At 57.9% G+C, this 21,112-nt stretch carries 18 protein-coding genes; 6 read left to right on the top strand and 12 right to left on the bottom strand.

Annotation, left to right across the window (positions count from 1 at the left end):
• Positions 1–12: 12 nt before the first annotated feature.
• The 3 genes from AC1MEA_RS25400 to AC1MEA_RS25390 all read left to right on the top strand — a co-directional run bounded on the left by AC1MEA_RS25400 (position 13) and on the right by AC1MEA_RS25390 (position 1,499).
• Positions 13–420: a hypothetical protein gene (locus tag AC1MEA_RS25400; RefSeq protein WP_480916274.1), complete on the top strand. Its 408-nt coding sequence runs from the start codon at positions 13–15 to the stop codon at positions 418–420.
• Between the two features lie 172 nt (positions 421–592).
• Complete coding sequence (locus AC1MEA_RS25395; protein WP_480916273.1) at positions 593–1,174, top strand: hypothetical protein; 582 nt, start codon at positions 593–595, stop codon at positions 1,172–1,174.
• A 4-nt stretch (positions 1,175–1,178) separates the two neighbouring features.
• Complete coding sequence (locus AC1MEA_RS25390; RefSeq protein ID WP_480916272.1) at positions 1,179–1,499, top strand: hypothetical protein; 321 nt, start codon at positions 1,179–1,181, stop codon at positions 1,497–1,499.
• 61 nt (positions 1,500–1,560) lie between these two features.
• Here AC1MEA_RS25390 and AC1MEA_RS25385 read toward each other — a convergent pair whose 3' ends face one another.
• The 8 genes from AC1MEA_RS25385 to puuE form a co-directional block, all read right to left on the bottom strand.
• Positions 1,561–2,559: a sulfate ABC transporter substrate-binding protein gene (locus AC1MEA_RS25385; RefSeq protein WP_480916271.1), complete on the bottom strand. Its 999-nt coding sequence runs from the start codon at positions 2,557–2,559 to the stop codon at positions 1,561–1,563.
• A gap of 111 nt (positions 2,560–2,670) precedes the next feature.
• Complete coding sequence (locus tag AC1MEA_RS25380; RefSeq protein ID WP_449633154.1) at positions 2,671–3,504, bottom strand: ion transporter; 834 nt, start codon at positions 3,502–3,504, stop codon at positions 2,671–2,673.
• A gap of 224 nt (positions 3,505–3,728) precedes the next feature.
• Complete coding sequence (locus tag AC1MEA_RS25375; protein ID WP_219060483.1) at positions 3,729–4,337, bottom strand: TetR/AcrR family transcriptional regulator; 609 nt, start codon at positions 4,335–4,337, stop codon at positions 3,729–3,731.
• 119 nt (positions 4,338–4,456) lie between these two features.
• Positions 4,457–5,650 (bottom strand): urate hydroxylase PuuD, encoded by a 1,194-nt coding sequence (locus AC1MEA_RS25370; RefSeq protein ID WP_480916270.1) that lies wholly within the window; start codon positions 5,648–5,650, stop codon positions 4,457–4,459.
• 26 nt (positions 5,651–5,676) lie between these two features.
• Positions 5,677–6,201, bottom strand: a complete 525-nt coding sequence (locus AC1MEA_RS25365) for an ureidoglycolate lyase (RefSeq protein WP_480916269.1) — start codon at positions 6,199–6,201, stop codon at positions 5,677–5,679.
• A 196-nt stretch (positions 6,202–6,397) separates the two neighbouring features.
• Positions 6,398–7,393, bottom strand: coding sequence for an allantoicase (gene alc, locus AC1MEA_RS25360; protein WP_219060486.1), 996 nt, complete (start codon positions 7,391–7,393; stop codon positions 6,398–6,400).
• A 43-nt stretch (positions 7,394–7,436) separates the two neighbouring features.
• Complete coding sequence (uraD, locus tag AC1MEA_RS25355; RefSeq protein ID WP_480916268.1) at positions 7,437–7,952, bottom strand: 2-oxo-4-hydroxy-4-carboxy-5-ureidoimidazoline decarboxylase; 516 nt, start codon at positions 7,950–7,952, stop codon at positions 7,437–7,439.
• Positions 7,949–8,881 carry an allantoinase PuuE gene (gene puuE / locus AC1MEA_RS25350; protein ID WP_480916267.1) on the bottom strand — a complete coding sequence of 311 codons (933 nt, stop codon included), beginning with the start codon at positions 8,879–8,881 and terminating at the stop codon, positions 7,949–7,951. Before puuE ends, uraD begins: the two co-directional genes overlap by 4 nt.
• A gap of 387 nt (positions 8,882–9,268) precedes the next feature.
• On the opposite strand from puuE, the gene uraH reads away from it, so the two are divergent.
• The 3 genes from uraH (at position 9,269) to AC1MEA_RS25335 (ending at position 14,890) form a co-directional block, all read left to right on the top strand.
• The gene (gene uraH, locus AC1MEA_RS25345) at positions 9,269–9,622 is read left to right on the top strand and encodes a hydroxyisourate hydrolase (protein ID WP_219060489.1); all 354 of its coding nucleotides are present in this window, start codon (positions 9,269–9,271) and stop codon (positions 9,620–9,622) included.
• 150 nt (positions 9,623–9,772) lie between these two features.
• A complete protein-coding gene (locus AC1MEA_RS25340; protein WP_480916266.1) occupies positions 9,773–13,846 on the top strand; it encodes a dermonecrotic toxin domain-containing protein in 4,074 nt (1,357 codons plus the stop codon).
• A 279-nt stretch (positions 13,847–14,125) separates the two neighbouring features.
• Positions 14,126–14,890, top strand: a complete 765-nt coding sequence (locus tag AC1MEA_RS25335) for a GntR family transcriptional regulator (protein ID WP_480916265.1) — start codon at positions 14,126–14,128, stop codon at positions 14,888–14,890.
• 11 nt (positions 14,891–14,901) lie between these two features.
• Here AC1MEA_RS25335 and guaD read toward each other — a convergent pair whose 3' ends face one another.
• From guaD to xdhA, 4 genes are read right to left on the bottom strand one after another with little or no spacing between them, the layout of a single operon-like run.
• Positions 14,902–16,236: a guanine deaminase gene (gene guaD, locus AC1MEA_RS25330; protein WP_480916264.1), complete on the bottom strand. Its 1,335-nt coding sequence runs from the start codon at positions 16,234–16,236 to the stop codon at positions 14,902–14,904.
• Between the two features lie 7 nt (positions 16,237–16,243).
• Positions 16,244–17,083: a xanthine dehydrogenase accessory protein XdhC gene (gene xdhC / locus AC1MEA_RS25325; protein WP_480916263.1), complete on the bottom strand. Its 840-nt coding sequence runs from the start codon at positions 17,081–17,083 to the stop codon at positions 16,244–16,246.
• 10 nt (positions 17,084–17,093) lie between these two features.
• Positions 17,094–19,526, bottom strand: a complete 2,433-nt coding sequence (gene xdhB / locus AC1MEA_RS25320; RefSeq protein WP_480916262.1) for a xanthine dehydrogenase molybdopterin binding subunit — start codon at positions 19,524–19,526, stop codon at positions 17,094–17,096.
• Positions 19,519–20,973 carry a xanthine dehydrogenase small subunit gene (xdhA, locus tag AC1MEA_RS25315; protein WP_480916261.1) on the bottom strand — a complete coding sequence of 485 codons (1,455 nt, stop codon included), beginning with the start codon at positions 20,971–20,973 and terminating at the stop codon, positions 19,519–19,521. Before xdhA ends, xdhB begins: the two co-directional genes overlap by 8 nt.
• Between the last annotated feature and the right edge of the window lie 139 nt (positions 20,974–21,112).

The raw sequence follows: 21,112 nt of genomic DNA, 5'->3' as shown, positions 1-21,112 counted from the left end.
AGAGAACGTCCCATGACCGCTGTCGCACGCATCACCTTATTGAGTCTTGTCCTTGGCTTGAGTGCGTGTGCCGTCCAGCACCCCACGGGACCACAAAGCAGCGAACCGATACCGACACTGCCCAGCAAACCGCAACAGGGCAAACCGCACACTGCGCCGCAGACGTCTCCCCAGCGTCCGGCGCCCGCCACAGGCCCAAAAACCTCCGCCCACTTCGCTCCGCCACCGGGTGGCAACAGCCACTGGGATGCACGCCTAGGTGTGCATGTACTGGATGACGAAGCCGATACCTTCTACCGTCAGCGCACTTACTACCACTGGAACAACGGCTGGAGTTGGTCGACCGGGCGTAACGGGCCATGGCAGGCGACAGATGCCAATGGCGTGCCGCCGGGGTTGGGGCGTCAGTACGGTCATTGAGTAGGCGTAATAAAAAACGGCGACCCTAGGGTCGCCGTTTTTTATTACAATATTTTCAGTCTTTTCCTACATTTTTCTTCTGTACTTGAAACTACCTATATAGGAGATTATTGCCAGTTATTTGTTTGACAGAAATATACTTCCGTACGCTCGCTTGCGATTGGGGAATGCAGTGAAATATTGGATCGCGGTAACGCTGATGGTAATGGCTGCGTCTCATGCTTCGGCTGAGTCCTGCGACTATGTAACACCAGGCACGGTATACCTGCCTTATCATAAAGGTGCCCATACGCCTGTCTATTTCTCAAAGTATCAGTTTAATTTGCCCAGTCAACCTGACGTGCTGTTGAGTGGTGATGGGTTTATGGCAAGTTATCCGAATCGGGATTATATAGGACAGCAGCATATAGATCCGGAGCCATGGAGCGATCAACTCGGCAGGTTCACATCGCGTCCCGTCAGCGTGGTGGATTTGTATCGTTTGATATACGGCATCTTACCCACGAATAACCTTAATGCGGCAGAACAGGATGAGGTGCAGCTTCAGCGCTCACTCCTGAAACTGGATTGCAATGCGAACGTTACGGTATATCGCGTGGGGGGCACAGTTGATGTTGTTTTGCAGGTCAGGCAGGTGGAGACTGGATTTCATACTCTGTTGCTTCTAAGTGATGAGGGGGTTGAGCTCATTACATTGCGACGGCCTATGAAGGAAGTTATGCAGGTTATTGCCAGTATTAAACGGAGAAGGTAGTTGTATGATGGATCATCAAGATAAAGAGGCGCTTCGCGAAATATTGATAAGCTGGTACGGTCCGCAGGCGGAACATTGGCCGATGAGTGAGTCTATGTTGAAAACAGTGATTACAATGCTTGATGAGATGCACAACTGTACGGCTACGATGCATTTTGTGCCGAATCCAGTTGGGCCGGGCAATGCGGTGTCTCAATTGGCAAAATCATATTTAAAAAAGCTCCTGTCGGTGGCAAGATCCAATGCGAAGGTTTATCTTGTTTGTGCTAGAGCGACTATCCTCAGTTATAAAACCCAAGTGCATATGGCTGCAGAAGGGTTGTGATTTCGCAAGTGAATAAAAAACGGCGACCCTAGGGTCGCCGTTTTTGTTTATGCGGTGGGGCTTATTTCACCGTGTAAATCTGGTCGAAAATACCACCGTCACTGAAGTGGGTTTTTTGCACGGTGCGCCAGTCGCCGAAGGTTTTCTCTACCGAGAGGAAGTCGACTTTAGGGAAGCGGTCGTTGTATTTGGCCAATATGGCCGGGTCACGTGGGCGCAGGTAGTTGGCGGCTGCGATTTCCTGGCCTTCCGGGGACCACAGGTATTTCAGGTATTCCTCGGCAAGGGCACGGCTACCTTTCTTGTCGACGACTTTATCGACCACGGTCACAGGTGGCTCGGCTTCGGCTGAAACGCTTGGGTAGACCACTTCGAACTGATCCCGACCAAATTCCCGGGCGATCATTTCGGCTTCGTTTTCGAAGGTCACCAGCACATCACCAATCTGGTTGGTCATGAAGGTGGTCGTGGCACCACGGCCGCCGGTGTCGAGTACAGGCACATTGCTGAACAACTGGCCGACGAACTTTTTCGCGGCCGCTTCATCACCGCCATTCTTCAGGGTGTAACCCCACGCCGACAGGTAAGTGTAGCGACCGTTACCCGAGGTTTTCGGGTTGGGTACGATCACCTGAACGCCATCCTTGACCAGGTCTGGCCAGTCTTTCAGAGCTTTAGGGTTGCCCTTGCGCACGATGAAAACCGTGGCTGAGGTGAACGGCGCGCTGTTGTTCGGCAGGCGAGTGACCCATTCTTTCGGCACCAGACCACCGTTGTCGGCCAGCGCGTTGATGTCGGTGGCCATGTTCATGGTGATGACGTCAGCCGGCAGGCCATCGATGACGGAGCGGGCCTGTTTGCTTGAGCCTCCGAAGGACATTTGCAGGGCGACGTTCTCATTGTGTTCGGCTTGCCAGTGCTTCTGGAACGCGCTGTTGTAGTCTTTGTAGAAGTCGCGCATCACATCATAGGAAACGTTGAGCAGGGTAGGGGCGGCTTGGGCCACGCTGCCGAAGGCCAGGCCTGCGGCCAGAAGTGAGGCGCCAAAAAATTTGTTCACTGCGCATTCCTTATTGGAGGTGTGGGTGAGGCTGCTGATGGGGCGAGTGGCTCATTGCTGGCGACTATAGCCGGGTGGCTATAGTCATTTAAATACTCAAAAGCAATTTGCTTATGCTTTGTTCTCATCTTTGGGAAACAAGGCGTTGCCACACCGCGCGCAAAACGCCGCACTGGGCTGGTGGTCGTTCTTCGCGCAGACCGGACATTTGTGTTCCAGTTGTTCGCCCCGCATGGCGTTGGCCAGTTCGGCAGTGAAGATCCCGGTGGGCACCGCGATGATGGAGTAACCGGTGATCATCACCAGCGACGACAACATTTGCCCCAGCGGTGTCTTGGGCACAATGTCGCCGAAGCCTACTGTCGTCAGCGTGACAATGGCCCAGTAGATCCCGATGGGGATACTGGTGAACCCGTTTTTCGGGCCTTCGATCACATACATCAGCGTGCCGAAAACAATGACCAGCGTAGAGACGGTGGCCAGGAAAACGATGATCTTCTGCTTGCTGCCACGCAGCGCCGCGAGCAGGTAGTTGGCCTGCTTGAGGTAATGACCGAGCTTGAGCACCCGGAAGATCCGTAACATCCGAATGATACGAATGATTAGCAGGTATTGAGCGTCGCTGTAATACAGCGAGAGCGCGCCAGGCACAATCGCCAGCAGGTCGACCAAGCCATAAAAGCTGAAGGCATAGCGCAACGGTTTGGGCGAGCAGTACAGGCGCAGCCCGTATTCAATGGCGAATACCAGGGTGAAACCCCATTCGAGATACGCCAGCAGATCAGCATAGTCACGATGAATACTTTCGATGCTGTCGATGATCACCACGACCAGGCTGCTCAGAATGATCAGCAGCAAGGTTTTGTCGAAGCGTCGGCCCGCGACCGTATCGGTCTGGAAAATGATGATGCGCAGCTGTTCCCGCCAGCCTTTGTTGTTGTCCATGGGTTATTTCCGAATTGAGTATGCGCAGAGCCTAGGAGCTTTCCGGTCACCAGCGCAACCGATGATCGAACGCTGACGCCTGCAACAGGCGGGCGCTGGCTTGAACCAACCGGCGGGCGAGGATAAAAGGTGCGGTCAAGGTGGGCAGGGCATGGACAAAGTATCGCCTGCGCGGTGTCGATGGCAGAGCGGGATCTCTTACAGGTTATGTATCAGTCGCAGTGTCACTTATCGAGTTCACACCCTTTGAGCACCAACCGGATGATGGTCTGCGCGGCGGCTTCGTAGTCGCTGTCGTCGAGTTTGGCTTTGCCGGTGACGGTGGAAATCTGCCAGTCGAAGTCGGCGTAGGTCTGGGTCGCGGCCCAGAGGGTGAACATCAAGTGGTGCGGGTCGAGCGGTGCGATCTGACCGCTGTCGATCCAGGACTGAATGCAGTCGATGTTGTGTCGGGCCTGGCTGTTGAGCTGTTCGACTTGCTCGGCAGTCAAGTGCGGTGCGCCGTGCATGATCTCGCTGGCGAACACCTTCGAGGCGAACGGCAAGTCGCGGGATATGCGGATTTTCGAGCGAATGTAGCCACTCAGCACCTCAGCTGGCACGCCGTCGCGATTGAATGGCGTCGATGCCTGGAGGATCGGCTCGATGATGCTTTCGAGCACCTCGCGGTAGAGGTTGTCCTTGGATTTGAAGTAGTAGTAGACGTTAGGTTTTGGCAGCCCGGCCTTGGCCGCGATATCGCTGGTCTTGCTGGCTGCGAAACCCTTGTCGGCGAACTCTTCACTGGCTGCGCGCAGGATCAGTTCTTTGTTACGCTCGCGAATGCTGCTCATGAACCAGAGTTTTCCTTGCCTGTGCCAGCGGTTGCGCATGGTAGCACCGGTTTTGCGGCAGGCTCAAGATTGCCCGGTAGGGCACAGGTCGCGCGGCTCAAGTGCCTTGGATCAATCGATCAGTGGGTCTGCGCACCCTTGTCGATCCATGCGCCGATCAGGTCACGTTCTTGTTGGGTCATCTGGGTGATATTGCCCAGCGGCATGATCTGCGATATGACGGCCTGGGCCTGGATGCGCGGTGCCAGTTGCTGGATTTGTTGCGGGGTATCGAACATCACGCCGGCGGGCGCCGTGCTGAACAGCGGGCTGGTCGGCTTGGCCGAATGGCACACCGCGCAGCGTTCCTGAATCACGCTGTGGACCTTGTTGAAGTCGACACCGCTGGCGCGTGCTGCAGATGCCGCGTCAGTCGACATTTGCGCTGGGCCAGTGACATACGCCAGGCAGATCATGCCTAGCGCGGCAACGGGCAGGGTCCAGGCGAATGCGTGGCTGTTGTGGCGGGTATTGAAGTAGTGGCGAACCAGGACCGCCAGTACCGCGATTCCGGCCAGGATCAGCCAGTTGTATTGACTGCCGTAAGTGCTCGGGAAGTGGTTACTGATCATGATGAACAGCACGGGCAGGGTGAAGTAGTTGTTGTGCCGGGAGCGCAGTAAACCTTTGGCGGGCAGGCTGGGATCCGGCGTGCGGCCATCAGCGATGGCGGCCACCAATGCGCGCTGGGCGGGCATGATGATGCGGAACACGTTGCCGACCATGATCGTGCCGATAATGGCGCCCACATGCAGGTACGCGCCGCGACCGCTGAACACTTTACTGAAACCGAACGCGGCACCAATCAGCAGCACGAACAGGATCAGGCCGAGCAGGGCGGGGCGCTTGCCCAGTGGCGAGTCGCACAGCACGTCGTAGATGAACCAGCCAGCGATCAGCGAACCGATCCCGATGGCGATGCCTTCGACGCCCGAAATACTGCTGCCAGGGGCGAGTAAATAAAGCGTCGGGTTGGCGTAAAACACCACGCCCATCAGCGCTACGCCGGACATCCAGGTGGAATAGGCTTCCCATTTGAACCAGTGCAGGTTATCGGGCATGGTCGGCGGAGCGAGTTTGTATTTTTCCAGGTGGTAGATGCCGCCACCATGGATGGCCCACAAATCGCCGGCCAGCCCGTCACGCGGGTTGACCCGGTTGAGGTTGTTTTCCAGCCAGACGAAATAGAACGACGCCCCAATCCAGGCTACGCCGGTAATCATATGAACCCAGCGCACGCTCAGGTTCAGCCATTCCATCAAATGTGCTTCCACAGTGTTGACCTCTTGCCTGTCACCCCTTACGGGTGTTCAGACCTTTCTTGTTGGTGGGGGTCGAGGAACAGACACTGGTCCTCATCGAAAAAATGCTCATCGCAGTTATTGCCAGTTCCACTGCGATCAACCACCAGGAAATCATCCCGCTTTTCGATCGTCAGCACCGGGTGGTGCCAAACGCCGCGATGGTAATTAATGCCCTGCCTGCCATTACTGATGAAGGCTCGGACCCACTCCGACTCAGGTGCATCGCCAAGGGGCGCAACCACGATCAGAAAGGGGTTGCCGAGCAGCGGTATGAACGCCTGACTGCCCAGCGGATGCCGCTCCAGCATGCGCACGGTCATTGGCATCTGCAACGCCTCGGCGCGGAAGATGCTGATGATCGCCTTGTCATCCGACGCGGCAGTTTCAACCTCGGCCAGACGATGGAAACGCATGGTCGAGCCATTGTTGATCATGAAGTGCGCGCTGCCATCGGTTTCAATCACATCACCGAAGGGGGCGAACGCTTCTTTGGTCAGGGGCTCGATCACTAGTGTGCGCATGCTATTTCTGTCTCTGAAAATATTGTTGTAGGAGCGCGGGGGACGCCTAGTTCTTGCCCGCGATCGCTTCGGAGTCGTGCTCGACCATAGCAGTCGCAAAATCAGCGAGTTCGATTCTGACAGTAGAACGGTGCTCAGCATTTTTGGGACCACTTTGCGGTCCATCGCGGGCGCGGGCAAGCGCGCTCCTACAGTATTACTTCGCTACTTTACCCAACACCCGCAACCGACTCACGCCCCCATCCGGGAACACGTTCAACCGGATGTGGGTGATTGGGCCCAAGGCTTTTATCTGTTCGGCGAATGTATGTTCGGCGTGCATTTCCAGCTTCTGGGCTGGCAGCAGTTCGCGCCAGAACAAACTCTGGGTTTCGATCTGGCTGTCCGTCCCGCCTTTGACGAACGCGGCCTGAATCGAACACGTGTCCGGGTAGTTGCCCTTGAAGTGCAGGGTGTCGACGATGACTTTTTCAATTTCGCCGGCATGGCCCAAGGCGACGATCACCCAGTCATTGCCCGGCGTGCGTCGACGCGCGGTTTCCCAGCCGTCGCCCATGTTGATCCCACGGCCCGGGTTCAGGATATTGCTCATGCGCCCGTAATGCTCGTCGGAGCAGGCCAGTGCGCGGCCACCATTGAGGGCAGCAGCGAGGTCGAGTTGTTCGTTGTCACTCACGGCCGACCAATCGCGGAACGGAACACCGTACACCCGCAGACGTGCCACGCCGCCGTCCGGGTAGATGTTGAAGCGTAAGTGGCTGAACGCCTGATCATTACTGATCTCGTGGAAGTGGTGGCTGTTGCCTTGCAACTCGACGGCTGACAGTACTTCAGTCCACGGGGTGTTTTCGTCCGGCTCGCCAGTGGTCAGGAAGCACGCTTCCAGCGAGGCCGAGGGCGGAAAGTTACCGGTGAAAAATGAGGTGTCGATGTCTACGCCCTTGATCGAGCCGGGCACACCCAGGCGGATCACGGCGCTGTCATAACCTTCGAAGCGCTTGCGGCGTGACTCCCAGCCGTCCATCCACTTGCCGTTGTCATCGAACACGCCCTCTTTCCAGACGGCCGGGGTCGGCTGGAACAGGCGGTTGGCGTCCGCGAACCAGTCATCGGTGACCGAGATGATTTTGGTGCCCAGACGGGCGTCGGCCAGGTTGACGAACTTCTCGAACGGTGCGGCGTAAGCTTTCATTGTTCTTGTCTGCCTCTGCAAAAATTGGCGTGGGATAGGGCGACTATAAGTGCTGCAAACGGAACATCGCGATCTTGTTGATTTCCGCCAGCGCGCAGGCGAACTCGGTGTCCACCGGGTTATGAATGCGCGTTTCGAAAGCGGCGAGGATCTGATGCCGGTCACTGCCTTTCACCGCCATGATGAAGGGGAACGCGAACCTGGCCTTGTAGGCGCTATTCAGCTCGGTGAAGCGCTGAAACTCTTCGGCCGAGCATTGGTGGATACCGGCGCCCGCTTGCTCATGCGTGCTGGCTTCAGTCAGTTGGCCCTGCACGGCGGCTTTGCCAGCAAGGTCCGGGTGAGCGTTGATCACGGCCAGTTGCCGGGCATGATCAGCGCTCAACAGGATGTTGCTCATACGGGCATGCAAGGTCTCGATCTGGTCCAGGTCTGAGCCCTGGCCCAAGTCGTAGGCTTGCTCGGCCACCCACGGTGAATGCTCGTAGATGTCAGCGAAGGCGGCGACGAACGCTTCACGACTCAGAGACGATGGCGTCAGTGTCTGAAAGCAGCTCATGGCGCGTTCTCAGTATTCTGATAAGGATGTTCGGCGTACCAGTGCCGGGCGATATCGACGCGCCGGCTGAACCAGACCTGCTCGTGGCCCTTGGCGTATTCGATAAAACGCTTGAGCGCTGCCAGTCGCGCCGGGCGCCCGATCAGCCGACAGTGCAGGCCGATGGAGAGCATTTTTGGCGCCTCGGCCCCTTCGGCGTACAGCACGTCGAACGCATCCTTGAGGTACTGGAAAAACTGCTCGCCATTGTTGAAGCCCTGCGCCTGGGTGAAGCGCATGTCGTTGGTGTCCAGGGTGTACGGGATCACCAGGTGCGGCTTGCCGGTGGGGTTATTCGGTTCCCAGTAGGGCAGGTCGTCGTCATAGGTATCGGAGTCGTAGAGAAAGCCACCTTCCTCCATCACCAAGCGGCGGGTATTGGGCCCGGTACGGCCGGTGTACCAGCCCAGCGGGCGTTCACCGGTAATCTCGGTGAGGATGCGAATAGCCTTGAGTATGTGTTCGCGCTCCTGGGCCTCATCCATGTACTGGTAGTCGATCCAGCGATAACCGTGGCTGCAGATTTCGTGACCGGCCGCGACCATGGTGCGGATCACTTCCGGGTAACGCTGTGCGGCCATGGCCACGGCGAAGACTGTCAGCGGGATATCGAATGCTTTGAACAGCTTGAGCACGCGCCACACGCCGGCACGGCTGCCGTATTCGTAGAGCGATTCCATGCTCATGTTGCGCTCGCCCTGCAGCGGTTGGGCCGACACCATTTCTGACAGGAACGATTCGGATTCTTTATCGCCGTGCAGAATATTGCGCTCGCCGCCTTCTTCGTAATTGAGCACGAAAGACAGCGCGATGCGGGCATTTCCCGGCCAGTGAGGATGGGGCGGGTTGTTGCCGTATCCGATCAGGTCCCGTGGGTAGTCAGCACTCACAGCAGTCTTCCTTATGTGCGTGTTGTCAGTGGCGGCGGTTGCCAGGGCAATCCAGGCCGGCGCCACCGCGATGGCTCGATTGTATACAACTCTTAAATCGTTTTGTAAGCCTGGTTTTTAGCGTTTTTCCATGAGCCAGTGCTTGCAAGAAACTTGCCTGAGTGATCAGTTTATATCTGCAAGAGGGCTTGATTGCGTGATTATTGGCCGAAACAGGTGTCTCCATGCACTCCTCGTCATGCCGCTCTAAAAAGCGATATTTATTGTGTACAATTTTTTTGGTAAATGTCTTAATTGCTCATCGCTGCTCTTAACCCTGGCACCACAAGGGTGCGGTCTGAGCTTCCAACTGAGCTTCCAATTGACTGCGCGAGGCGCTGACGAGCAATGGGACGATTGACGACGCATGTATTGGATGCCGCCCACGGCTGCCCGGGTAGCGCTATCAAAATCGAGCTGTACCGGGTCGAAGGTGAACGCCTGGAGCGGGTTGCCAGTGCGGTGACCAACGCCGATGGCCGCTGCGATGGGCCTTTGTTACAGGGCGATGATTACCGTTCGGGCGTCTACCAATTGCAATTCCATGCCGGTGACTACTACCGGGCACGGGGCGTAGATTTGCCTGATCAACCGTTCCTTGATGTGGTGGTTCTGCGGTTCGGGATTGATGCCGCGCAGGATCACTATCACGTGCCCCTGTTGATTTCGCCCTACAGCTACTCGACGTATCGCGGCAGTTAGTCGCTGCCGGGTAGCTCCCCTCGCTACCTCTGGCCCGCTCACGTTGCGGGCTCTTTTCCGTCTGGAAAAGAGATAACCAATATTTATGTAGTCATTGCGCTCAGACGGGCTTGGGCACACTTCCGGGTCTAATCAATTCCGGAGTGATCCATGATTTCAATGACGCAAGCCCCCGCAGACCTCCTGACACAAGATTACGAAGACATTCCGTCTGTCGATGCTTTGCTGTACCGCCGGATCGTATCGTTTGGCAGCTTGCCGCCCGCGTATTTCGTCGCCTTGTGCGAAGAGAAAGTAGCGCTGTATGACAACCGGATTCAGGCATGGATCGGGGAGGAGGGCGAGCGCGTAAAGCCCTTGGCCGAGTACCGCCGTTTTCACGCTGCCTTGCATACCGCCTCGGTGTCGATGCAAGCAATCACGAGCACCCTGAGTGCCAGTACAGCGCAGCTTATCAATGAAAAAGAGGCCGGGTTGATCGAGTATCGCGAGCAAGCGTTGCTCAGTGAAGCGCAGCTTCAGGCCTATGAGGGCTCGATCAGCGCTGTCGAGCTGACGCACATCCAGCAAGCGGTTGGCACGCTTGACCCTCTTGCCGAATCAGTGCGGGTGACTGACCTGGGCATTGCTGTCGGCGAAACGGTTCATGCCCTGAGCGGCGTTCTGATTTTTACCACGCAGCAGGCGCTCGATACGCCTGATGCCGAAGGGTCCGCACTGTTATTCATGCCGGGGAAAGGCGGTGGACTACAGAAGTTCTCATCGTTGCAGGCGCTCAAAGATGACGTGCAGTTCACCTTGCAGTCGGGCCTGGATACGCCGTTCTGGCGGCATCTGTCTGCCCTGTCGCGAGGTGCGGCAATGGACGAGGCCAAGACCGGTTCTCTGGAATTGATCACGCGTGTCATCACTGCGCCAGCCATGACCCACAGCGTGCACGTGCAGATTGAAAGCCTTGAAGCAGCGACTCGCGCGGCCACCGATGGCCAGCGCTTTTTTGCTGACGCCAGCAACGAGGAGGCCACGCTGAGTCGTTTGTATCTGGAGTTGACGGACAACCTGCAGGTCCATCGTAACGACGCGCGGGACCAGGCCATCGACCGAGTGGCCGAGCAGCAACGAACCGGTGAATTAGTCGAGCAGATGCCGCAATGGCTGCTGCACGCCCCGGTCGATATTCGCCGTGAATATGGCCAGCGGTTGAGCGCATACCATGCAGCGGCGGCCTTGCTGGAAAGCCAGCTGGACGCAGTGTTGCCATCATTCGAGGCATTCACCCGCCAGACGCTCGCGGCTCGGATCAAGGACGATCTGGGCATCGATGTCGACGCCGATCAGGTCTTTATCGACCTGCCCGAAAGCGCGACTCGGGATTTCGATATCGATCCGCAGTACGGCGTGCTCCTCCATGGCAACAGCTGGAGTGCAAGCGCTGAGCGGGTTCGGTTCTCCGTGTCTGAGTGGGCTCGTTACAACATAGATCCCAAGGATGAAGAGCTGGCGGCGCGGCTGACCTTTGCCCGGATCGATTTGCCCGCCGGTGACCTTGCAGCTGCTGTTGGCCTGACAGTCGATTACATCGCCCGAACCCTACCCCTGGTCGATATCGCTGATCGGTACCGGGCGTTGTTGGGCCGCGTGTTCCAGGCGCGTCCGGAGATGTCGCAGCTGATCGCGCCCGACGTTCTGCTCAAACCCTATGAACTGGAAATTTTGCTGGAAGGTTTTGCTGCCCTGCAAAACAAACGCTTGAGCGTTCATGGTTACCGCGTGCTTGAGTGGGCTGTGCAAGCGCGTTCCAATGCGGACCTGCGCGCAACCCAACTGCAAATGAGCTGGGTTGTTCTCAACCCGGGTCATGCGGTAAGCGGTGAAACCAAAAGCGCGACGCTTTCAGGTCTCTGCGTGATCCATCACGAGACGACAGGGACCACCCTGGTGTATTTGCCTCAAGCGCCTGATGGGTTTTCGCTGATAGAGGCCGGAAGTTTAAAAGAGGCCAAGGAGCGCTTGATCAATCGGCTCATGGGTAAACCTGCCCTTATTGAATACTTGGTGTCGCGCACAGTTCAAGAGGAGCGCCAGGCGGCTGATACGCGCTATATCGAAGAAGCGTTGCTACGTAGGTTCGACGGTTTCATCACCTTCACTCCCGCCCTTTTTCTAAAAATAGCGGCTCAGCAGGTGGATGCGCGTGCCTGGCTGATCCATGCACATATCAAGCGCGAGGCGCGTAGCAACGCAGACATCCACAGTGGACACGAGTTGCGTAAAAGCCAGGCATATATGGCGTACTTCAAGGCAATCCTGTCGTTCCTGCCGGGTTTGGGGACCCTGTTCAGCGTGCATGATGGCTGGAATGACGGCCACTCCGCAGTTGCAGCCTTCAGAGAGGGCAGAAAGTTCGAGGGCGAGGTGCTGACGGCAAGCGCATCCCTGAGCGTACTGGACATCCTGCTCTCAGTGGTGCCGGGCGTCGCCACGGTTGCCGCCTTCGCCAAGGTCGCCCGCCGCGCGACAAAATTGCGCCAGGCTGCCCGGTTGACGGGCACGTTGACCTCGGTCACGCGCAAGCGCTACGTGCTCACGTCATTCAAAGGGTATGAGGCCGACGTTTCACCGGTCGGTGCGAGCAAGCAAAACGGGGTAAACGCGGGCGCGGTGTTGAAAGACGGGCAGCTCTGGATACAACGGCAAGGCAAGTTTTACAAGGTCTACAGACGCAAAGGCGAGCAGTCACTTCGTCTGCAAAAGACGGCGGGGCAAGGGTATGAACCACCGGTGCGTCTCGACTCACAGGGGGACTGGGTTTATCACACGGATGTCGGCCTCAAGGGCGGGGTGAAATCGAGTATCGCCGAGACGCTGATTAGCGATGCTCATCCCGATGGCAGCTTTACGCGCAAGCAGGCGCGCGAGTTGCTTGATCAGTTTGCGTTTCCCGTCGATCAACAACGACGGCTTGAACTGGACGTGGCCGTACATTACCAAAGCCACAGAGCAGTTCCCGGCTGGGCAGAGGCCCATCGACGCCAACCACAAGGTCAGACAGTCGCGCCCCTGCCCATTCCCGTTGCAAACAAACGCAAGCAACCAGCACCCTCAACCAGCGAAACCAATCGCCAGCCGACGCAGCCGGTTCCGGGCACCAGCCGGAGCATCGCTGTGCCAGCAGACAATTGGAAAGGCTGGGGCCTGGAGCTGGACGAGCTGACTGTGCTGGAGCCCATTGGGCAACAGCCGCCGATCTTCCGGGTGACCGGTGCGCCTGAGCGCGAAGTCGTTGTCATGGGCCGCGAATGTTTCGATATCCTGCCTGCCGGTTCGACACAAAACCCGAGCATCGTATTTCTACGCAACCCGGCAGCGGGGAGCTCCAGAGGCAGCTTCGCAGAGTTGAACGAGGCCATCAGGCTCAACCCGTTCGATCAACCTGTGATGGCGTCTTTCAAGGCAGGCCAATGGACCGTTCACGGGCCTTTGTTTTCGAAAAAAATCCAGAGCCTCATTGCTGATATTCGCCCGGCATTTACCCCCATCTCCCAGCGAGTACTGGCGGAGAAGCTTTACGAGTTGGCCGACAGTGCCGGCCTGAGCATGACTGCCACCCGGTTGATAAATATGAAAGCGACGCTCAATGCCTGGAGGAAGGGGCATGCTGCGCCGTTGGCAAAACTCAACGATCCGCTGGCCATGCTTGATGGGGCAAGGCCTACAGGCAGCACCTATCAAAGCATGAACATCAGTTATGAAAGTTCGCTCGACACGTTTCATCGGCTGGACTTCCTGCCGGGCGATCCGTCAGACATGGCAAAGCTCAGAGGGGGGGCGGATGCGATGAGTGCCCAGGAACTGAGTCAGTTGATGGCCCGCCAGTTGACTTCGAGCGGTTACGAGCTATTACCCGGCGGGCACTTGATGCATTTCACGCCCACGTTGACGTTTCAGCGGCCCGGACTGGATCAGTTGTACATGATGAGTGTGCGCCGAGCCCACAACAGTCAGGTGACGCATGATCTACAACCTCTATCGTTGGGATTTCCGCTGTCCAGCACGTGGCTTGATGCCTTTTTGGACCGCTATGCCGGTACGTCGGTAGCGACAAGAATCGCGGCCGCCCAAGAGCAGGGGAGTCTGATCAGGCTGGTGGGCGGGACAAACACCACTCGGGTGTCGGGTGTTAGAACACAATTGTTTGTTGTCAGGGTCGCCGATGATATTTGACGGCGGCTGATGTTCAATACGCTTTTGTGGGAACGCATGGGCCGGGTTTGCTTCGCCATAACGCGCTGAACTGTCGGTTTGTTTAACCGCCAAGTCAGCGCCTCGCAAGAAGCGAACTCGTGATTTTGTGTACAAAAAAACAAAGTAATGTTTTTAGAGTTGTACGTAATGTGTTCGATGTTGTGTGCGTAAAGCTGTCGATAAGACCGTACCTATTCACCCCCCATGCACTGTGTACAATGTGTCGGTACTTTATCTGTGACTTGCACACGAGCGCCCATGAACGAACAGTTGCAGCCCCTCAAGAAACAGCCGCGAACCGTCAAGGCCGGCCGTGTCGGCACGCAGGACGACAGGGTCTACGCGCATATTTTCGAGGCGATTCTCGAACAGCGTCTGGCCCCCGGTACGAAGCTGAGCGAGGAGGCTCTCGGGGAGATTTTCGGCGTCAGCCGCACGATCATTCGTCGTGCCTTGTCTCGCCTGGCCCACGAAGGGGTTGTGTTGCTGCGGCCCAACCGTGGCGCGGTGGTTGCCAGCCCGAGCGTCGAGGAGGCGCGGCAGGTATTTTTTGCCAGACGCATGGTGGAAAAAGCGATCACTGAGTTGGCGGTCGAACACGCCACGCCTGATCAGCTTGCCCAATTGCGGCAAATGGTCAGTGATGAGCGCGACAGTTTTTCACGTGGAGACCGGGGTGCCGGGATTCGCTTGTCGGGCGAGTTTCACCTCACGCTGGCGGTGGCTGCGCAGAACGCGCCGCTGATCAGCTTCCAACGCAGCCTCGTTTCCCAGACATCGTTGATCATCGCCCAGTACGAAAACGGCAACCGTTCGCACTGCTCCTATGATGAACACACCCAGTTGATCGACGCCATCGAGGCGCGTAACACTGAGTTGGCCGTGAGCCTGATGATGCGTCACATGGATCACATCGACAGCAAGCTCAACCTCGACGAAGAGAGCGCCTCAGACGACCTGCACGCAGTGTTCTCGCACCTGCTGCAAAGCAAGAAAAAGCCGGGGCGCAGTCCGGCGGTTTAAGCAGCGGGACTTCAAGATCGCCGATGCACCAACTGCCCCGCCGAGTAGGTCTCCAGTACCGCGCGGTCGTCCCCCAGCGTGGTCAGCACAAATAATGTCTCTTCGATATCCTTGGTCTGTTTCAGGCGATAGGAGAGCAGCGGGGTGGCGTTGTAGTCGAGGACCAGAAAGTCAGCCTCATTGCCAGGGTGCAAGCTGCCAATCTTGTCTTCCAGGCGCAGTGCTCGCGCGCCGCCCAATGTCGCCAGGTACAGCGACTTGAACGGGCTCAGCTTCGCCCCCTGCAACTGCATCACTTTGTAGGCTTCGTTCAGCGTTTGCAGGATCGAGAAGCTGGTGCCTGCGCCGACGTCAGTGCCCAGGCCTACGTTGAGTTTGTGCTTCTCGGCCATCGGCAGATTGAACAGGCCGCTGCCCAGAAACAGGTTCGACGTCGGGCAGAACGCCACAGCGGAACCGGTCTCTGCCAGCCGCTGACATTCGTCGTCACACAGGTGCACGCCGTGGGCGAATACCGAGCGCTCGCCGAGCAGCTTGAAGTGGTCGTAAACGTCCAGGTAATTGCTGCGCTCAGGGAACAGCGCCTTGACCCATTCGATTTCTTTCAGGTTCTCGCTGATGTGAGTCTGCAGGTACACGTCGGGGTATTCGCTGAGCAACTGCCCGGCCAATGCCAGCTGTTCCGGGGTGCTGGTCGGAGCGAAACGTGGGGTCACCGCGTAGTGCAGGCGCCCTTTGCCATGCCAGCGCTCGATCAACGCCTTGCTGTCGACGTAGCTCGATTCGGCGGTGTCGGTCAGGTAGTCCGGCGCATTGCGATCCATCATCACCTTGCCGGCAATCATGCGCAGATTGAGCTTTTCGGCTGCTGTGAAAAACGCCTCAACCGACGCCTTGTGCACACTGCCGAACACCAGCGCGGTGGTCGTGCCGTTACGCAGTAATTCTTTAAGGAAAATGTCCGAGACTTCAGCTGCATGGGCTGGATCAGCGAACTGTTTCTCGCACGGGAAGGTGTAGGTGTTCAGCCAATCCAGCAGTTGTTCTCCATAGGAACCGACCATGCCGGTTTGTGGCAAATGGATGTGCGTGTCGATGAAGCCGGGCGTGATCAGGGCGTCAGGGTATTCGGTAATCTCGACATCGGCACCGAGCTGGCCCAGCAGGTCCGCGGCATGCCCAAGGGCGATAATCTTGCCATTTTCGACTACCAGCAAACCGTCTTCGAAATACTCATAGGACGCCTCGATCACCACCTCGGCGGGGTCGGCGATGCTGTGCAGGATGGCGGCGCGGTAGGCTTTCGTGGCGGTGTGGCTACCGGTTCTTGCAGATGCAGACGTCATAGAAGTCTCATTGAGCTTGGCTGCGGCGTGAAACCGGCAACAGGTGTGCAACAGGTTCGGCATTGCTGCTGTGATGGCCGAAGCTGGCGTTGTAGGTGGCGATCACTTCAGCGGCAATGGACACGGCGATCTCGATGGGCAATTTGCCTTTGACCTCAGCCAGGCCCATCGGGCAACGCATGCGTTGCAGCAGCGCCGCATCGAAACCGCGCTCACGCAGACGATGCTCGAACTTGACCCGTTTGGTCTTCGAACCGATCAAGCCGAAATAAGTGAAATCATTGCGCGTGAGAATGGCCGCCGTCAGCTCCAGATCCAGCTGATGGTTGTGGGTCATGACGATGCAATAACTGCCGGCGGGTAATTGCTCGACTTCATCCACAGGCTCTTCGTTGACGATCCGTGTGACGCCCTCCGGGATCAGCGCGGGGAACTCATGCTCCCGCGAATCGATCCAGCGCACCCGACAGGGCAGGCTGGCGAGCAGCGGCACCAGCGCCCGGCCGACATGCCCGGCACCGAATACCGCAATATGCGCCTGAGGCTGGCCCATGGGCTCGAACAGCAAGACGTTCACCCCACCGCAGCACTGGCCCAGGCTGGCGCCCAGGCTGAAGCGCTCCAGGCGCGTGCCCAGATGGCCATTGGCGAGCATCTCGCGGGCGATCTGCATCGCTTTGTATTCCAGGTGCCCGCCACCGACGGTGTCAAAGATCCGCTCGGCAGTGACGACCATCTTCGAACCGGCATTGCGCGGCGTCGAGCCGCGCTCGTCGATGATGGTCACCAGCACGCAGGGTTCGCCCTGGTTTTGCAGCTCGGCGAGAGCGCTGATCCAGTTGTTCATGTGCGGTCTCCTAAGCTCTTGTAGGCGCGGGCTTGCCCGCGATCAGCCCGGGGTCGCGCTCGGTCGCAGCCGTCGCGCCATGCAACGTGCGCATTTGCTCACACCCCCACAACACTCGTTCCGGGGTCGCGGGTGCGTCGATCTTCGGTTGATGTCGATAGTCGCCAAGGCTGGCAACGGCGTCCTTGATCGCGCACCAGGCGGCGATGCCGAGCATGAACGGCGGCTCGCCCACAGCCTTGGAATGGAACACCGTGTCTTCCGGGTTTTTGCGGTTCTCCACCAGCTTGATCCGCAGGTCCAGGGGCATGTCGGCGACCGCTGGAATTTTGTAACTGGCCGGGCCGTTGGTCATCAATTTGCCTTTGGCATTCCACACCAACTCTTCCATGGTCAGCCAGCCCATGCCCTGGATGAAGCCACCTTCGACCTGGCCCATATCGATGGCCGGGTTCAGCGAGGCGCCCACGTCATGCAGAATATCGGTGCGCAGCATCTTGTATTCGCCGGTCAGGGTATCGATCACCACTTCAACGCAGGCCACGCCGTAAGCGAAGTAGTAGAACGGATGCCCCCGCGCCTGGCTGCGGTCGTAATAGATTTTAGGTGTTTTGTAATAGCCGGTGCTCGACAGCGATACCTGGCCGATCCATGCCTGTTGCGCCAGGGATTCGAACGACAAAATCTGCTCGCCAACCCGCACGTGGCCATTGCGAAATTGCACCTGATCTTCGCTGACCTTGTACTGCCGTGCAGCGAATTCCACCAGCCGTTGTTTGAGAATTTCAGCGGCGTTCTGCGCAGCTTTGCCATTCAGGTCGGAACCGCTGGAGGCGGCTGTTGGCGAGGTGTTCGGCACTTTGTCGGTATTGGTCGCAGTGATCTGGATCCGGTCGATATCAACCTGGAACACCTCGGCCACCACCTGCGCAACCTTGATGTTCAGGCCCTGGCCCATCTCGGTGCCGCCATGGTTCAGGTGGATGCTGCCATCGGTGTAGATATGGATCAGTGCACCGGCTTGATTGAGGAAGCTGGCGGTGAAGGAAATGCCGAATTTCACCGGGGTCAGCGCCAGACCTTTTTTCAGCACCGGGCTGTGTGCGTTGTAAGCACGAATCGATTTTCGCCGTTCTGCGTACTGGCTGCTGGCTTCCAGTTCCGCGGTCATTTCTTCGAGCATGTTGTGCTCGACCGTCTGGTAGTAATGGGTAACGTTGCGCTCGGTCTTGCCGTAGTAGTTGGCTTTGCGCACGTCCAGCGGGTCTTTGCCCAAGTGACGGGCGATGGTGTCCATCACTTCTTCGATCGCGACCATGCCTTGCGGGCCGCCGAAGCCGCGATAGGCAGTGTTTGAGGCGATATTGGTCTTGCAACGATGGCCATTGATGGTGGCATCGCCCAGGTAGTACGCGTTATCGGCATGGAACATCGCCCGGTCAACGATGGCATTGGACAGGTCCGGCGAACAGCCGCAGTTGCCAGCCAGCTCCAGCTGAATCCCGTGCAGGCGTCCGCTGTCATCGAAGCCGACGTCGTACTCGATATAGAAGGGGTGGCGCTTGCCGGTCATCAGCATGTCTTCGACCCGGGGCAGACGCATTTTGGTCGGCTGTCCGGTCAATACGGCGATCACCGCGCACAGGCACGCAGGGCTTGCCGCCTGGGTTTCCTTGCCGCCAAACCCACCGCCCATGCGGCGCATATCGACCACGATTTTGTTCATCGACACGCCGAGTACTTCCGCCACCAGCTTTTGTACTTCGGTGGGGTTCTGCGTCGAGCAATAGACAATCATGCCCCCGTCTTCGGTGGGCATCACCGACGAGACCTGGGTTTCCAGATAGAAGTGTTCCTGCCCGCCGATGTGCAAGTTGCCCTGCAGGCGATGCGGCGCACTGGCGAGAGCACCGGTCGAATCACCGCGTTGATGAGTATGGCTGTCGAAGACGAAATGTTTTTTGCGCAAGGCCTCCACCACGTCCAGAACGGGCTCGAGGTCCTCGTATTCGATGATCGCGGCCATTGCTGCTTTGCGTGCGGTTTCCATATCCCGTGCGGCAACCGCGATCACCGGTTGGCCGACAAATTCGACGACATCAATGGCCAGCAACGGATCGCCCGGCAGCAATGGACCAATGTCCTTGAGGCCCGGAATGTCTTCATGGGTGATGGCGATGCGCACGCCTTCAAAGGCATAGCACGGTGATGTGTCGACGCTGATGATCCGCGCGTGTGCGCGGTCGGACAGGCGTGCATACACGTGCAATTGATTAGGGAATTCCAGGCGGTCATCGATGTACACCGCCTCGCCGGACACATGCTTGTCGGCGCTGTCGTGCTTGACGCTACGACCCACGCCCGTGGTCAGGTCCTGCTGAAACAGCGCGGTCATCTCGGCCTGGCTGTCTTCCAAGGTAGGGTCCGGGGCATGGTCAGACATAAGAGGTCACCCGCGTTTCAATGTGAGGCGTTTGCAACTCGATAAAATATTTGCGTAGTAGGTTTTGTGCACTCAGCAGGCGGTATTCCTTGCTCGCGCGGAAGTCTGACAGCGGGGTGAAATCCTCAGCCAGGGCTGCGCAGGCGCGCTCCACGGTGGCGGAGGTCCAGGGCGCGCCGATCAGCGCGTGTTCACAGGCAGCGGCCCGTTTAGGGATCGCCGCCATGCCGCCGAACGCAACGCGTGCATCGACGATGGCGTCATTCTCGATGTGCAAGCGGAAGGCCGCGCACACCGCAGAAATATCGTCGTCCAGTCGTTTCGACACTTTGTAGGCGCGGAATGCGTGTCTGGCGTTGGCCTTGGGCACGATGATTTTTTCGATGAACTCGCTTTCCTGACGTGCCGTCACCCGGTAGTCGATGAAGTAGTCTTCCAGCGCGAGGGTGCGGCGGATGTCGCCTTTGCACAGGACAATCTGCGCACCGAGAGCGATCAGCAGAGGCGGGGAATCACCAATGGGCGAGGCGTTGCCGATGTTGCCACCCAAGGTGCCCTGATTGCGGATCTGCAGGGAGGCGAAGCGCTGAAGCAACTCGCCGAAGTCCGGGTATTCAGCGGTCAGTGCTGCGTAGCAATCGGTCAACGAGGTGGCGGCGCCGATCTCTAGGCGGTCCTCGAAATGCTCAATACGCTTCATTTCTTCAATGTTGCCGACGTAGATCATCACTGGCAGTGTGCGATGGAGTTGAGTGACTTCCAGCGCCAGATCGGTGCCGCCCGCCAGCAGGCGCGCGTGCGGATAGGCGTCATACAGATCGGCCAGGTCGCTGACAGTCAGCGGTATCAGGCAGCGCTTGTCGCCGCTATTGAGTTCGCCGGTTTCTTTTGGTGCGATGGCCCGCAAGCGGGCGATGGTCTCTGTCTGGCGCTGATCGAACTGGTCTGGCCCGCGTTGAGTGCAGGCTTGCTCGGCGGCGGCAAGAATCGGGCGATAACCCGTGCAGCGGCACAGATTGCCGGCCAATGCTTCGTGCGCTTGATGGGCGTTGGCTTCGTTGCTGTTCTTCTGCAGCGCGAACAGCGACATGACAAAACCGGGTGTGCAGAAACCACATTGCGAACCGTGACACTCGACCATGGCTTTTTGCACGCTGTGCAGTTGGCCTTGATGCTTGAGGTCTTCGACGCTGATCAATTGTTTGCCGTGCAGCGAGGCGACGAAGGTCAGGCAGGCATTGAGGCTGCGATAACGCAGGTGCTCGGCGCCATCGTTATCGGTGCTCAATTCGCCGATCACCACGGTGCAGGCGCCACAATCGCCGCTGGCACAGCCCTCTTTGGTACCGGGCTTACCCAGATGTTCGCGCAGATAATTGAGCACGGTCAGATTGGGGTCCAGGGCATGCTCGGTGCGCAGCACCTGATTGAGTAAGAATTGGATCACGGAAGGCCCCCTCTGCACGTTATTTTTTTAATCGGCACATGAGCTGAATTTATCAGCTCTGACTTTTCGGTCAATAATGTTCTGACCTTTAAGTCAGGAAATATTGATTTCTCCGGTTTTGCCGATTAACGGTGTGTCT

Source organism: Pseudomonas sp. ASL8 (genome assembly GCF_056680355.1).
This window is presented reverse-complemented; position numbering and strand designations above follow the sequence as displayed.

What these genes read in the sequence shown, in the direction of transcription:
- xdhC (WP_480916263.1), bottom strand. Translation starts at nt 17,083, where the DNA reads ATGAACAACTGGATCAGCGCTCTCGCCGAGCTGCAAAACCAGGGCGAA.
- AC1MEA_RS25375 (WP_219060483.1), bottom strand. Translation starts at nt 4,337, where the DNA reads ATGAGCAGCATTCGCGAGCGTAACAAAGAACTGATCCTGCGCGCAGCC.
- xdhB (WP_480916262.1), bottom strand. Translation starts at nt 19,526, where the DNA reads ATGTCTGACCATGCCCCGGACCCTACCTTGGAAGACAGCCAGGCCGAG.
- AC1MEA_RS25390 (WP_480916272.1), top strand. Translation starts at nt 1,179, where the DNA reads ATGATGGATCATCAAGATAAAGAGGCGCTTCGCGAAATATTGATAAGC.
- alc (WP_219060486.1), bottom strand. Translation starts at nt 7,393, where the DNA reads ATGAAAGCTTACGCCGCACCGTTCGAGAAGTTCGTCAACCTGGCCGAC.
- uraH (WP_219060489.1), top strand. Translation starts at nt 9,269, where the DNA reads ATGGGACGATTGACGACGCATGTATTGGATGCCGCCCACGGCTGCCCG.
- uraD (WP_480916268.1), bottom strand. Translation starts at nt 7,952, where the DNA reads ATGAGCTGCTTTCAGACACTGACGCCATCGTCTCTGAGTCGTGAAGCG.
- guaD (WP_480916264.1), bottom strand. Translation starts at nt 16,236, where the DNA reads ATGACGTCTGCATCTGCAAGAACCGGTAGCCACACCGCCACGAAAGCC.
- AC1MEA_RS25340 (WP_480916266.1), top strand. Translation starts at nt 9,773, where the DNA reads ATGATTTCAATGACGCAAGCCCCCGCAGACCTCCTGACACAAGATTAC.
- AC1MEA_RS25400 (WP_480916274.1), top strand. Translation starts at nt 13, where the DNA reads ATGACCGCTGTCGCACGCATCACCTTATTGAGTCTTGTCCTTGGCTTG.
- AC1MEA_RS25365 (WP_480916269.1), bottom strand. Translation starts at nt 6,201, where the DNA reads ATGCGCACACTAGTGATCGAGCCCCTGACCAAAGAAGCGTTCGCCCCC.
- AC1MEA_RS25335 (WP_480916265.1), top strand. Translation starts at nt 14,126, where the DNA reads ATGAACGAACAGTTGCAGCCCCTCAAGAAACAGCCGCGAACCGTCAAG.
- AC1MEA_RS25380 (WP_449633154.1), bottom strand. Translation starts at nt 3,504, where the DNA reads ATGGACAACAACAAAGGCTGGCGGGAACAGCTGCGCATCATCATTTTC.